Consider the following 14,011-nt stretch of genomic DNA (forward strand, 5'->3'; position numbering starts at 1 on the left):
AACATCAACCAAGAATAAATCACGAATAATTTAGTGATCCAGACCACGGCAAATTGCCATTATAGTCTGCCGCTACGTGTATTCCCTCTACAGTGCTTCCAGTATCAGAGATGACCCCGTGATAGAAAATCTTTGCACCGTTTGATGCTTTGGTTCTCTCAACAAACATTCTGTTTTCGGTAAAAACAATTAACATGTCATCGCCATAGTAATGCTCCCACCTTTGCTCATCTTGCCCTATGCTATTGTCGCTTCGAGTCCAAGTACCTCTATGGACCGCACCTTCTACAGTTTGAATGTTTGTACAAGTTCTCGGATCTGTCATTTTGCCTCCAAACGGACAATAGTTTTTAGGTGAATAGTACTGGCTCAAAGACATTGAAGTATAATCAGGCTAACAACTGCGTTTAGCGGATGCAAGTAACATTAAACTAATCATTAAAAATTTTCTTCATTCCGCTGCAACGCACTTGTTAGGCTTCTAGTATAAGAACCAGATTCAGCCTTCTTTATCAAGATAATTCTATATTGTTCTTCCACCACTCTTCGTCTGGATACTAGTACAAAACTGACAACATATAGAGTAGCTCTTATCTCGTCTAGCCAATAGTAGACTTGCCGTCCCTGGACGTAAAAACTTATAAAACTACACAACTTTTACATATAGGTTAGCCTTCTGTTCCTGTAGTGCTACAACACCGCACTACAGGAACAGAAGGAAACTTCTTCAATCAATCCAACATAGTCGCAGTTGCAACAGCGTTCCCAAAAACTTGATGTCCAGAGTCGTCAAACCCAACGACAGTAGATCGACCATCCGAGCTTTCATCCCGAACTTTCATTGGACTCTGAACCCAAGGCTTTGTGCCATTGGGTGGAGACTCCTTGTGATACCCCACGATGGCTAGATATGCATCTTGTCCCGCATTGTTATTATCGGAAACCCAGTCAATGGTATCGAGGTAGTTTCCTTTCTTCACCAAAATATTGCCTGTGTCTACAGAGCAAATCCATATCTGATGTTCGTACCACGCCGCGAAACTGAACCGAAACAACATACGTTTTGATGGAGGAACTTTAAGGCGATGAGTCCATCCTTGTTGGGGAATAATCCCGTCAGGACCAATATTCAAACTTTCAGACATCTTTTAATCTCCTGGCAGTACTTGTAACAGGCATTAGAGTAGTGAGATTCGTGGAAGCTTAACTATTATTAGGCAGAATCATTCTGTCTAAAATCCCATAGAGGACGGATAGGCAGAACGATTCGGCATAACACCTGAAATTGAATTCACCCTAACCTTCACAGATTTGCTTTGCCATCCGTGCAAAGTCAGCAAAAGGTCAGAGAAAAGTCAGATACACTCATTACAATCCTGCTTGAATCACTGCCTTAACCAGGAACCTTAAACAGGCTAACGTTCCTAGTCAGCGGTTGCCAATACCTTTGCAACACTACAAGTGGCTTCGGTCAATCCGCTGCACCCGAATGTTAGGCGGTCGCTAATGATAACTGTGCCCTTAGCCTAGGAGATCACTATTGATTGACAGTCAATCATAGCTTGCCTTAGATTCCATAATAAGCACATGCGACCTCTTCGCCAGCAACGTATACACACAAATTGACGCCTACTGGGACTCTCCACTTTCTCTTGACACTTACGCACGCCCTGGCCGCTTCACCATTGGGAACCCAGTCAGGAAGGTCAATACACTTCTTTCCAAGGTCCAAAGGAAGCTCTAGACATACCTTATTATCTTTAACAGTCACTGAAACGCAATCGGCTAATATGTAGCTTTCTGGTGCAGTTTCCTGAGAGCTAATTGAATCTGCAATAGCTTTTACCTGATCGGCGGTAAAGGTGTCTTGAAGCTTTGGAAATAATTCAGACATTTGTAACGACTCCAAAAATAAAATGAAGGGCTGACCGCACTTAGCGCACCAACTCAATTGTGTCCATAAGACTGAACCCACTCTAAGCTCCACACACCTGCTTTGTCAGTAGTGGAAAGTTAGGAAAAGGTCAGGGAAAAGTTAGATACACCCACACATGCTTTGAAGAACCGCCTCAATCGAGGTTGAGTAGGCTAACTATTATTAGGCTGAAACTTTCTGTAGAACACTCCAAAACAGATGGATAGGCAGACAGTTTCTGCATAAAGCCCCAAATCGGGTCAATAGACAGAATCTTTCAGCAGAACGCGCTCAGTCTAGGTAACAGGCAGAACTCTCGACATATTTGCAGACTTAATTACGGTTGCTAGCAACCGTACCATTCGGTACCTGCCTCACTAATCAACTGCGAGCTATCTCGCATAAGACATTGATAAGCTCTCGCCGCCTGCTTTGCCAGTAGGAAAAAGTCATGAAAAGGTATGTTCCCTTTAAAGGAATCATGAAGACTGGGGGGGGAAGTGGGAGAAGGTTGGTAAAAAGTGGGGTATGCTTCGGGAGCAGACACACTGACTTAGTTGTGTCAACAGTGAGAGGGTGCTGAGCGATACATATTGATGTTTGGCTAATTACTTCTGTGGTTCGTTTGATATGACGATCAAAGAATCTCTTCGGTTTGTGAAAGCTGATGTGGCTCTGAGTAGTGAGCTGTGTCTTAGCTTGGGTTTAATTCATGGCAGGCACAGTAGTCCCAAAAGTTGCACCACAACAATTGGTACGGATTCAAGCATTAACTCCTGCGACCTCTCATCTAGGTTGCCGATTGCAGACGTGAGTTCTGTACGGTGGGCAACATCAGAACATGTCACCGCACAAACTGATGCAGCTGAGCCTAGAAAAGAATCTTGACACTAAGCAGAATCAAGCCTTGCAGAAAACTGCAAGCATAAAAGATTGATGGCCGATATTATGTACCTAGCCTTTTAGATAGAGGCAGGGCGTAAATCAGCTAGGGATAAATAGGGGAAAGACTGGGTGAGTTCACGACCAAGCCCGTGAACAGGTCACCAATCAAATCTCAGGGTGTACTGCGATACAAGGCAGAGAATCCAGGAACACAAGCCTCTTTGCTGAAGCGTTTGTTGTCCCTCGTGACGACCGCCTAGCCATACTGATGACCTTCATAGATTTCGCCGTCCATGACAACTGAAGAAGCCCTCAAGATCGTAGATTCTGCGCTTGGCAAGAAGCGATTGAATCGAGTCCAGGAATTGGTGTTTAAGCATGCTTGGGAAGGGCAAGCTTATTCCGAGATCGCAGCCAGCTCTAGTTACGATATTCACTACATCAAAGAAGTCGGCTCCAATTTGTGGAAGCTGCTTTCGGAGGCTTTGGGAGAGAAAGTTACCAAGCATAATCTCCAGGCGGTTCTGAGGCAATACGCAGCGAGTCAGGCTGAGCGAATTCTCTCTGTACAGACTGCCACTCACTCCACTACACAGGCCGCTAGTCCCAGCACTCCAGTTGCTTACACTCCCAGGCCAGCCCTCAGCCGAAAATGCCAAGACTGGGGAGAAGCCATTGATGTTTCAGTGTTCTACAGCCGCACTCAAGAACTGACTACTCTGGAGCGATGGCTGATTCAAGATCGCTGTCGCCTAGTGACAGTGCTGGGCATGGGAGGCATTGGGAAAACGGCCCTGGCAGCAAAGCTAGCCGAGCGAGTTCAGGATGAGTTTGAGTATCTGATTTGGCGCTCTCTGCGCAATGCTCCCTCGATTCAAGAGATGCTGGCAGATTTGATCAAATTTCTGTCACTGCAGCAGGCTATTGAACCGCCTGAAAGCGTTGACGGCAAAATCTTGCAATTGATGGGCTATTTGCGCAAGCACCGCTGTCTTTTGATTCTCGATAATGCCGAGACTATTCTGTGCAGCGGTGAGCGCACTGGGCGCTATCGAGAAGGCTATGAAGGCTATGGGCAACTGCTCCGCTGTCTTGCTGAAACTCAGCACCAAAGTTGCCTGTTATTAACTAGTCGAGAAAAGCCTAAAGGATTAGCAGCCAGAGAAGGCGAAACGCTGCCAGCTCGTTCTCTGAAACTGACCGGGTTAAGCGAAGTAGCAGGCCAACAATTGTTTAAAGCCAAAGGAGAATTTTCGGGCTCTGCAAAAGATTGGCAGACTTTGATTGAGCACTATGCAGGCAATCCCCTAGCATTGAAGATTGTTGCGACCAATATTCAGGAGATGTTTGATGGGGATGTATCGCAGTTTCTAGCGCAGGGCACCACTGTTTTCGGTGACGTTTGGGAGCTATTAGACCAACAATTTGAACGGCTCTCGGCATTAGAACAACAGGCCATGTATTGGCTAGCAATTAATCGGGAGCCAGTTTCTCCTTCAGACTTGCGCAACGATTTAGCAACGCTGCCAAGTCAGCGCGAGCTGTTTGAAGTGCTGGAGTCTTTGCAACAGCGCTCGTTAATCGAAAAAGCTGCGGCCAGTTTCACGCAACAGCCTGCGGTGATGGAATACATGACCGAACGGTTGAGCCGTGAGGTTAGTGAAGAAGTGATCCGAGGTTCGCCGTCACTCCTAACCCGTTGTGCTCTGATTAAAGCTCAGGCCAAGGACTATATCCGAGAGACGCAAATCCGCCTCATCCTCAAACCCGTTCAAGACAGGCTTCTAGCTGCACTGAAGAACCGGCAGAAGGTTGAGGAGCAACTCACTCGGATTCTGAATAATCTACGCGGTCAGCCGAAACAGCAAACTGGTTATGCTGCGGGTAATGTTCTGAATTTGCTTTGGCAACTGCAGAGCGATCTCAGCGGTTGGGATTTCTGTAATCTGAGCGTTTGGCAGGCTTATTTACCGCATGCGGCTTTGCGTGGTGTTAGCTTTGCTCACGCCGATCTTAAAAGCTCAGTGTTCGCAGAAACTTTCGGTGGTGTTGTCTCGGTTGCGTTTAGTCCCGATGGGCAACTACTCGCCAGCAGCGATACCAGCGGTGAGATTCATATTTGGCAGGCTAGTAACGGTCAGCAACTCGTTGCTTGCAAAGGGCATTCTCACTGGGCCTGGGCCATTGCCTTTAGCCCCGATGGGCAATGGCTAGCAAGCGCAGCAGATGATTACTCCGTCAAATTGTGGGATGTCAGAACAGGGGAGTGCTTACGAACTTACGAGGGACACACTTACTCGGTTAATACAATTGTCTTTAGTCCAGACGGCCAAATGCTGGCAAGTAGCAGCCAGGATGCAACCATTCGCTTGTGGAATGTTAGCGCGGCTGAACCTGCTTGTATTCGTACTTTGCAAGGACATGAGGGTCGAGTTTGGTCACTTGCGTTTAGCCCCGATGGTCGAACTTTAGCCAGTGGATCTGAAGATCTAACTATTAAGCTCTGGGATATTGCAACTGGTGATTGCTGCCAAACTTGGGAAGGACATAGCAAGTGGGTTCGTTCAGTTGCCTTTAGCCCCGATGGACAACGGCTGGTCAGTGGCAGCTATGACTGTACGGTGAAGCTTTGGCAGGTTAATAGTGGCGAATGTCGCCAAACCTGGCAGGGACATAGCAATGCAGTCACCAGTGTTGCCTTTAACCCCGTTGGCGATTGGGTCACAAGCAGCAGCTTCGATCAAACGCTGCGCGTATGGGACCTGCAAACGGGTCAGTGCTTCCGAACCTTGCAAGGACATAGCAATCGTATTTGGTCGGTTGCAGTTAGTCCCAATGGACAGCAGTTAGCCAGCGGCGGTGATGATCATGCAGTCAAATTGTGGGATATCCGAACAGGACAATGTACCAAAACCCTGAAAGGCCACACGAATTCAGTATTGTCGATTGCCTTGCATGCCGAGGGTCAAACTCTGGCGAGTGGGCATGAAGATCAGACGGTTCGATTATGGGATACCGAAACCGGCGAGTGCTTACGAACCCTATACGGGCATACCAATCGGGTTTGGGCTGTAGCCTTTGCGCCGCAATCTGAAATGATCGCCAGCGGCAGCGCCGATCGCACAATCAAACTGTGGAATTGGCAAACAGGCGAATGCCTTAAAACGCTGCGGGGCCACAACAGTTGGGTTTGGGCAATCGCGTTCAGTCCTGATGGCCGACATTTGGCCAGTGGCAGCTATGACCACACGATTAAGCTTTGGGATGTGGAAAGCGGCGAGTATCTGCAAACCTATGAGGGACATAGTAGTTCAGTCGTCACAGTTGCGTTTAGTGCCGATGGTCAACAGTTGGTCAGTGGTAGTTTTGACCAGATGATTAAGCTTTGGGATTTGGGTACAGGTGATTGTATTCAAACCCTAAAAGGACATACCAATAGTGTTTGGTCAGTCGTTTTTCATGCCAATGGTCAACAGTTAATCACTGGCAGTCTTGACCACACGATCAAGCTTTGGGATCTGCGCACTGGGCAATGCATTCAAACCTTGCAAGGGCATACAGCACCCGTGATGGCCGTTGCCTGTAGCCCCGATGGTGAGCAGTTAGTTAGCGGTGGTTTTGACCAAAAGCTCAAGTTTTGGGATTTGCGCACGGGTGAATGTACAAAAACACTGCACGGGCATACCGGTTTAATCTCAGCACTCCGCTTCAAACCGGCCTGTGCTCAAAGTGAGGAAGCTCCCATTTTGCTCAGCGGTAGCTTTGATCAGACCATTCGGTTCTGGGACATTAAAACTGGAGAATGCCTGCAAGCGCTAAGAGCACCTAGACCTTATGAGGGTATGAATATTACTGGTGTAACCGGCTTAACCGAAGCGCAAAAAGTCACACTGATTGCCTTGGGAGCAGTGGAGTAGCCCGATTTTTGTATGGGTTTTATATAAGGCAGGCTAGGCTTTTTATAAAACCCACACAAATATAGAACTGAATATATTAGGCTTGTCCTTAAGCTTGAAAGCGATAGCCGACGCCTCGGATCGTCTTGATGCGGTCTTCGCCCAATTTCTTGCGCAGATAACCGACGTACACTTCAACCACATTTGAACCAGGGTCGTAATCGTAACCCCAAACTCGATTGAGCAGCTGTTCTCGGCTGAGCACTTGTCCGGGATGACGCAAGAAAAATTCCGCTAGGGTGAACTCTCGGGCGGATAGCTCGACTTGCCGCTCCCCAACCCAGACTTCGCGAGTTCGGAAATCCAGGAGAATATCGCTAACACTCAGATTTAGAGGTCCAGTAGCTTGCGGTAAGCGGCTGTCACGTAAGCGGGCACGCACTCGTGCCAGTAGCTCCTCAAAAATGAATGGCTTGGTGACATAGTCATTGGCTCCCCCTTCTAGACCCGTCACCGTATCATCGACGCCATCTCGCGCGGTAAGAATAATCACGGGCAAGCGATCGCCCCGGCCTCGTAACTCTTCGAGCACTGTTAAGCCGTCCTGCCCGGGCAAGCCTAAGTCCAGAATCAGCAGGTCAAAGTCCTCACTGTTAGCCAGTTGAGCGGCTTCAGGACCATCCTTAGCAATCGTTGTCGTGAACCCTTGAGCTTTGAGAGCTTTAGCTAGAAAAGTCGCAATGCGGGGTTCATCTTCGGCGATGAGAATACGATTCATCGCAGTAGCGGCGTTCCTTGGTCAGATGTGTAATGGGGCGTGTGATGAGGCCGAGCCGTTTCAGCTGAACGCACTAGAGGAATCAGCACCGTAAAGGTTGCTCCTTCACCGACTCGACTAAACAATTCCACTCGGCCACCATGCGCTTTGATCAGGGCTTGAACAATCGATAAGCCTAAGCCTGCCCCTTCAGAGCGCCGCTGTCCCTTGGCAGCTCGGGCAAAACGTTCAAAAATTCGTTCCTGGTCTTCTGGGGCAATGCCTTCGCCGGTGTCGCGTACCCAGAAGCGAACCTGGTCATCAGTGACCGCTGAACCTAAGGCAATAGTGTCACCATCGCTGGTGTACTGAGCAGCATTTTGAGCCAGGTTCATCATGGCTTGGGTGATGCGTTGACGGTCCACGACAATGTGACCCGTTCCTTTCATTTCTAATTGCCAGTTTCGCGGTGCGAGAACGATGGCCTTCGCATAGAGTTCTTCGGTTAGAGTGCTGAGATCTACAGTTTGCAGTTTCAAGAAGTTGGGTCGCTCGGCTTTAGCGAGCAGCAGCAAATCATTCACGAATCGGCTCATGCGGTCCAACTCATCGGTGACCAAGGCAATTGTTTCCCGCCGCTCTTGGGGATCCTCTGGCAACAACTCTAAGTGACAGCGAATAATCGTGATCGGGGTGCGTAGCTCGTGGCTAGCGTCCTTAATAAAATCTCGCTGGCTGGTAAAGGCAGCTTCAAGTCGGTCAAGCATTTCATTAAAAGTAATGCCGAGCTCTGCGATTTCGTCCGCTCCCTCGACTGGGATGCGTTGAGTTAAATCAGACTCATTGATCGAGCGGGCGGTTGCAGTAAGGGTGCGCAGGGGAGCCAGGACTTGTGCAGCAGTTGCCCAAGCCAAAGCTGCGGCTACGGCTAGCACTGCTAGCGCTACCTTAATCACGATCACAACGGCTTGGTCCAGACCTTGCCGCTCATCATCGGTGCAGTAAACCACCACCAAGACACCACGTGTTTGACCGGCGATTTGCAGCGGCTCAGCCCAGTAGAAGATCCTGCCAGTTGAGGTCTTCGCTTGCGCGTGCTCGGATTGGGTGAGTTGCATCCAGTACTGAACTAGAGCCGGGTCGAGACTAGCCAGGTCGAGGGGAGCCTTAGAACTAGAGCGGTAGATTTGACCATCTAGCAGCGCGAGCGCAAAATCATCCTGTTCGGGTGGAGCGTAGCGAGACAAAAACGCATCAAAGACCGCAGCACCATCTGAGCCAAAGGGTTTTCCGGTTACTGGATTACGCTGTTGGGCAAGCTGGCGAAATTCGGCGACTTCCTGAGCAGCCAGGCGCTCAGCCTGAACATTAATCCGGTTCGAAAAGATCCGATAGGTGACCAGAATTGACGTCACTGTGGAAAAAGCTGTAAGCAGGAAGTACCAGGCCAGTATGCGGGTCTGGGCTCCACTAAAACATTGGCGCCACTTGTACCATCGTTGGGTCCGGGTCATATTCATCGTTTTACTGCCTATCGGGCTAGAAGGGTAGATTTAACGGCACCCCAAGCCCGACGCCAGGTTGCGCGTACAACTTGCCACTGGTTGGCCACATGCAGAACGATGAAGGCTAAAAACGTGTAGGTTAGCCAAAAGTGCAGACTCCTAGCCAGTTCAACTACTGCTTCATTGACCGGAAAGATGTCTGGAAACTTCAGACCAAAGAAGGGCACGTTATTGCTTTCGTAGGAGTTGGAGAGAAAGAGGCCACTGAGCGGGGCTACCAGCATCAGGAGATACAGAATGCTGTGCAAGACAAAGACTCGAAGCCAAGCAGGGGTCGCTTTGGGGAGACGACGCGTATATTTGCTCCATGACACCCGCAGTAGAACCAAAATTCTGGCAAGCAGTAACCCTAAGAGCAGCACACCGACAGATTTATGCAAGCCGTAGAGCGGTTCTCTAAAGAAGAGATCTTCGGGTAGCCGTGGCATCACGATACCGGTAACGAACATGAGCAAGAAGCAATTTGCCATTGCCCAATGCAAGGACATTAGCTGCTTAAAGAATGAGGTTTTTCGCTTGGTTTTGACGACTGTTGCGACTTGACTCACGTGGATTGACCTCCTAAGTTTTCAGATTTAGCAGGCGGTGTGACTTTAGTATCAGCAGTGGGTGTAAGTTAGCCCTGAAGCTTGAATGAGATAGCTCTTAAGTTGCCAATCTAAGAGTTTTCTTAGATTGGCAAAGCGAGAACTGGCATAAAGGGTGCGCCCTGACAGTAGGCACTTGATTTAGCGCTTGATTTAGCAATTAGTTTGCTGTCAGGACGCAGCGTTCAGAAGTAATCGGCCAATTACCTTAGCCAAGATTATTGAAGGTTATCGATTAAACTGGGGCCACTGGGCTCGCTGCTCTGTCTGCGCTTGAGACCCACTAGTTTGGCTGGTCGTTTGGCTGGTAGCTTCATTGGTTAAGCCTTTCTCCAGCACTTGTGTTCGCTCAACAGCTTGAGTCGTAACTGTTGCGTTGTGGGATCTCTGCGCTGCTTCCAGATTGCGTACACTATGCTGAGCGTCAGAAGGTCCAATTTCAGCTTGGGCAGTGGGCACCAAAGCTAGGCTAAATACAGTCGCGAGGGTAAGCTTCTTCAGTAAATCCATGATGTTGCCTCCTGTTTTTGAGCAGTTGAGTAAGCTTGATTGGCTTACATCTTCATCATGAAAAACCTTGCTAAATTCAGCCTGAAGCTTGTGTGAGCCCTTTCTTAGGTTGAGGCTTTTATGTGCTTTTTCTTATTTTGTTCAGGTTATTTTGTTGAGGCTACTGAAGACACTACTTTTTAGGTGTCTTGGATTGAGGCACAGGCGCAATAGCCAGCGAAGCGATGTGTCCTTTCCAGGCTTAGGCTAGGATCAGTTTGCTGCTGGCTTGGAAGTGGGAAAGGATTGGGCATGACAGACCGAAGCAGGCGAAGGATTTTAGCAGGGCTGTCGGGCTTTCTGCTGATGGGTTGTGCAACTTCGGCTCCAGCGGCATCACCGACGCTCCAGGCGCAGAAGCCTGCTGAGATGCGTCAAATGCTGCCGATTAGCGCTCGCGCTCAGATTGGGCGAGAGGTAATTGAACTGGAAGTGGCGCAAACTCCCGAGCAGCAGGAGATTGGGTTGATGAACCGCACCTCGTTGCCTGCCAATCGCGGTATGTTGTTTCCGTTTGATCCGCCCAAGACGGTGAGTTTCTGGATGAAGAACACCAAGATTGCCTTGGATATGGTGTTCCTGCGCGAGGGTCGGGTGCAGAAGATTACTCGCAACGTGCCACCTTGCACGGCGGATCCCTGTCCGCTCTATCCCTCTGATGTGGTGATCGATCACGTGCTGGAGTTGCGGGGGGGGCGGGCAGCTGAGTTGGGCTTGCGCGTGGGTGATTCGGTGCGAATTGAGTTCCCGAACTAGATTTTGAACTGGATTTTCACAGTTTGGTTCTCAGATCTGACTCTTTCATCCGGTTGCTGAAATAGACCGGGTGGAAGGAAGGACAAGACTGACAGAGAGCGGGTACTAACCGGCCCTTTGAAGAACAGATGTGCAGCAAATTGCAGTTTTCGGTCAGGTGGATCGCAGGATTCGGTCTGCGCTGGTTCTGTTCTTGGCAATCGATTTGGCATTAAGGAACGATGCTTTCTTAATGGTCTTTCTTTAGCGTGGGACGCAGATAACTGGGGCCTGTTTAGAAGCGAATTTGAGCGAAAAACTGGCTTGATCAACTGAGTTTGGCTAGATCGTTGCAAATTTAGTAATCGAGAATACAGGCATGGCAACCGATTACATTGTGTTTGTTCACGGGGTTAATACTCGTGAGCAGCGCGAACAGTCTTCTTACGCTGATGATTTGTTTGAGCGGATTCAGGATTGCCTGGTGCAGGATAGTTGTCAGCGTGGCGGACTTTCAGTGAAGGTTAAATCGGTGCCGCTCTATTGGGGTGATGTGAATAAGCAAGCGGAGGATGAACTGCTCGCTAAGCTAAGAGACCCACAAGGTTGTTGCTGGGATAAGCTCTGGTTTAAGGAGTTTCGCGCTAAGCAGTTGTTGCAGTTTGCGGGGGATGCAGCTCTATTTATTAGCCGCAAAGTTGGTTCCAAGATTGTTGATGAGCTGAAGCAGCAGGCGCTTGCGCACTTAGAGGGCTATCAACCAGAGGACCGGCTGCATCTAGTGACTCACAGTTGGGGCACGGTGATCTTGTTTGACATTCTGTTTGCGGCGCGTTGGGACCAGAAGGGCATGCCGGGATACCAGAGTGCGCAGGCGATAAGGCAAGGCATGTTTGGTATGGGACCGAACCCCGAGCAGGGCATTCGTCTGGCCAGTATTCACACGATGGGTTCGCCGATTGCGCTGTTTAGTCTGATTGATGTGGTGCAGGGCAAGGATATTGAGCGTGGCCAACGGGAACTGACGCAGGGTGAGAGCGTTCAGATGAGTTCGCACGACATTACGCCGCAGTTGCAGGAGTTGCTTAAGAATATGCACCAGATGTTGGGGCTGAAGAAGCTGCCCTGGCACAACTTTATCCATCCTGGGGATCCGGTGGCCTATCCTCTGGCTTGTCTGATGTCGGACCTAGTAGATGGCAAGAAGCGATACCTCGATATTCGAGACCGGGTGCTGCGCAATTCCACCCTGCTGGACTATCTGAACCAGCCGGTGAGCCAGTGCTTTTTGTCGCTGTTGCATGGGGGCAGTGCCCACAGCAGCTACTGGAAAAACCAGGAAGTGGCTGAGACAATTGCGCAAACGATTCGAGATTCAGCGAAACAATCACTGACGGCGCTGCCCTGCTGTTCGTTGCCAGATGGACAGGGGATCTCACCCGCTTTGGTCTCAGGGCGGCGAGGGGTCTGAGCCTAGATGCAAACTCTAAGCTCAAACCTTAGATTCAAACTCTGGACTCAAACGGTCACAACAATTTTGCCGTTTTGCTGGTTGGATTCCATGTAGCGATGGGCTTCAACGATGTCGTTAAGGGCAAAGCTGCGGTCGAGGATAGGTTTGAGCTTGCCAGATTGCAGACCGTCATAGACATAGCGTTTGCCCCGTGCCAGTCTCTCAGGGTTCTGGGTAATTTCAAAGAGGATATAGCCTCGGATAGTCAAGGTTTTGGCGAGGGCGGCAAACAGTGGAAAGGGGGTGGGCTCTGGGCTGAGCGCGCCGTACTCGAAAATGGTTGCGCCAGGAGCGGCGGCTTGGGCGAGGGTTTCGAGGAAAGGACCGGCGACAGGGTCGAAGATCAAGTCGGCTCCGTGTCCGGCGCTGAGTTCCATGACGCGGCTGGGTAGGTCTTCCTCTTCAGTGACGATCACCTGGTCAGCACCCATGTCGAGCAGAGCTTGTTTCTTGGCAGCAGTGCGCGTGCTGGCGATGGCTACGGCTCCAGCGGCTTTGGTGATTTGAATGGCGGCGAGGCCAACGCTACTGCTGGCCGCGGGAATCAGAACGTAGTGGTTGGACTGGAGTTGGCCGTATTCGATTAGGGCACCGTAGGCGGTGAGGTATTGCATCCAGATCGCAGCGCCTTCCTGGGCGGAGAGGGTTTCAGGATAGGTCGCGACGGCGTAGGCGGGGACGACGGCGCTTTCGCCGTAGACGCCATACTTTTGCATGGAAAAGGCGGGAATGCTGCTGACTCGATCGCCCACCTGGAAGTCGCTAACGCCGGGTCCAATGGCATCAATGGTGCCTGCTGCTTCGTAGCCTAAGCGTGAGGGCAGTTGGGGGTCTTCTAGATACTGCCCTTGGCGAAACATGACTTCAGCTCGGTTGAGGCCAATGGCTTCGACTTTGAGCCTCACCTCGCCTTCGCCGGGTTCTTGCAAAGGCAATTCTTCTAGCTTGAGAACGTCTGCGTCGCCGGTTTGGTGAAAGCGAACGATTTTTGCCATTGTGAAGCTCCTGAGCGGTTAGCACTAGGGGTTTCTACCCAAGCGCTTTGCTCTTGCACTCTAGCAAGGAAGTCTTGACCTGGCTGAGATGCTTGCCTGCTGGGTAGCAGCAGATGTACACCAACTGGGGGGAGGGTATCTCCAATTAGGGCGCTTTGCGCTCAGGTTGGGAAGGCAGTATCTCCAAGTGGGGAGCTTTGCGCTCCAGGTGGGAAAGCAGTATCTCCAGGTGGAGGTTTTTGCTCTCCAGTTGCCGAGAAGCTATCTCAACCTAAAAAGCTTTGCGCTCAGTCTGGGGAAAACCTATCTAGAGTTGACAGCATTAGGCGCTAGTTAGACAGATGTTATCTCTAGCGAAATGCGGTTACTCGCATTAACCTAAAAAGCTCAAGTCAGTCAGGCCAGCCGTGAGTCCCTGAAACAACAGGCTCCCTTTAAGGCGCGCGGCGTATATCTTTACCCAGGGAAAGGCTGACAGGACCACCGGCTTTTTGCCAGGGAAGGCTAAACAGGATCCCAAGTCAGAAAAGCAGCGAACGCTCCTGGTTGGCAATCTCTTGCGAACGGCAAGTTTTGCGTAATTTTACAGACTATGCAGAGTTGTCATGATTTCG

Annotated in this window: 10 protein-coding genes; 3 read left to right on the forward strand and 7 right to left on the reverse strand. The window is 50.1% G+C overall.

All coding sequences use genetic code 11. From position 1 onward, the window contains the following. Window positions 1-731: 731 nt before the first annotated feature. Both H6F94_RS00145 and H6F94_RS00150 read right to left on the reverse strand, forming a co-directional pair. Window positions 732-1,145 (reverse strand): hypothetical protein, encoded by a 414-nt coding sequence (locus tag H6F94_RS00145; RefSeq protein WP_190800208.1) that lies wholly within the window; start codon window positions 1,143-1,145, stop codon window positions 732-734. A 422-nt stretch (window positions 1,146-1,567) separates the two neighbouring features. Next, window positions 1,568-1,894 (reverse strand): hypothetical protein, encoded by a 327-nt coding sequence (locus H6F94_RS00150; RefSeq protein WP_190800209.1) that lies wholly within the window; start codon window positions 1,892-1,894, stop codon window positions 1,568-1,570. A gap of 1,199 nt (window positions 1,895-3,093) precedes the next feature. Between H6F94_RS00150 and H6F94_RS00155 the strand changes: the two genes are divergently transcribed. Next, window positions 3,094-6,717 (forward strand): WD40 domain-containing protein, encoded by a 3,624-nt coding sequence (locus H6F94_RS00155; RefSeq protein WP_190800210.1) that lies wholly within the window; start codon window positions 3,094-3,096, stop codon window positions 6,715-6,717. A gap of 88 nt (window positions 6,718-6,805) precedes the next feature. On the opposite strand, the gene H6F94_RS00160 is transcribed toward H6F94_RS00155, so the two are convergent. The 4 genes from H6F94_RS00160 to H6F94_RS00175 all read right to left on the reverse strand — a co-directional run bounded on the left by H6F94_RS00160 (window position 6,806) and on the right by H6F94_RS00175 (window position 10,115). After that, window positions 6,806-7,474 carry a response regulator transcription factor gene (locus H6F94_RS00160; RefSeq protein WP_190800211.1) on the reverse strand — a complete coding sequence of 223 codons (669 nt, stop codon included), beginning with the start codon at window positions 7,472-7,474 and terminating at the stop codon, window positions 6,806-6,808. After that, window positions 7,471-8,973, reverse strand: a complete 1,503-nt coding sequence (locus tag H6F94_RS00165; protein WP_242040907.1) for a sensor histidine kinase — start codon at window positions 8,971-8,973, stop codon at window positions 7,471-7,473. The genes H6F94_RS00160 and H6F94_RS00165 overlap by 4 nt, the downstream gene beginning before the upstream one ends. An 11-nt stretch (window positions 8,974-8,984) precedes the next feature. Beyond that, the gene (locus H6F94_RS00170) at window positions 8,985-9,566 is read right to left on the reverse strand and encodes a cytochrome b (protein WP_313949187.1); all 582 of its coding nucleotides are present in this window, start codon (window positions 9,564-9,566) and stop codon (window positions 8,985-8,987) included. Between the two features lie 267 nt (window positions 9,567-9,833). Further along, the gene (locus H6F94_RS00175) at window positions 9,834-10,115 is read right to left on the reverse strand and encodes a hypothetical protein (RefSeq protein WP_190800212.1); all 282 of its coding nucleotides are present in this window, start codon (window positions 10,113-10,115) and stop codon (window positions 9,834-9,836) included. Window positions 10,116-10,406: 291 nt separating this feature from the next. Between H6F94_RS00175 and H6F94_RS00180 the strand changes: the two genes are divergently transcribed. After that, the gene (locus H6F94_RS00180) at window positions 10,407-10,910 is read left to right on the forward strand and encodes a DUF192 domain-containing protein (protein ID WP_190800213.1); all 504 of its coding nucleotides are present in this window, start codon (window positions 10,407-10,409) and stop codon (window positions 10,908-10,910) included. A gap of 358 nt (window positions 10,911-11,268) precedes the next feature. Then, window positions 11,269-12,360, forward strand: a complete 1,092-nt coding sequence (locus H6F94_RS00185; protein WP_190800214.1) for a hypothetical protein — start codon at window positions 11,269-11,271, stop codon at window positions 12,358-12,360. 47 nt (window positions 12,361-12,407) lie between these two features. Here H6F94_RS00185 and H6F94_RS00190 read toward each other — a convergent pair whose 3' ends face one another. Next, window positions 12,408-13,397: a zinc-dependent alcohol dehydrogenase family protein gene (locus tag H6F94_RS00190; RefSeq protein WP_190800215.1), complete on the reverse strand. Its 990-nt coding sequence runs from the start codon at window positions 13,395-13,397 to the stop codon at window positions 12,408-12,410. Window positions 13,398-14,011: the final 614 nt, after the last annotated feature.

Source organism: Leptolyngbya sp. FACHB-261 (genome assembly GCF_014696065.1).
In the GTDB taxonomy this organism is placed as follows: domain Bacteria; phylum Cyanobacteriota; class Cyanobacteriia; order FACHB-261; family FACHB-261; genus FACHB-261.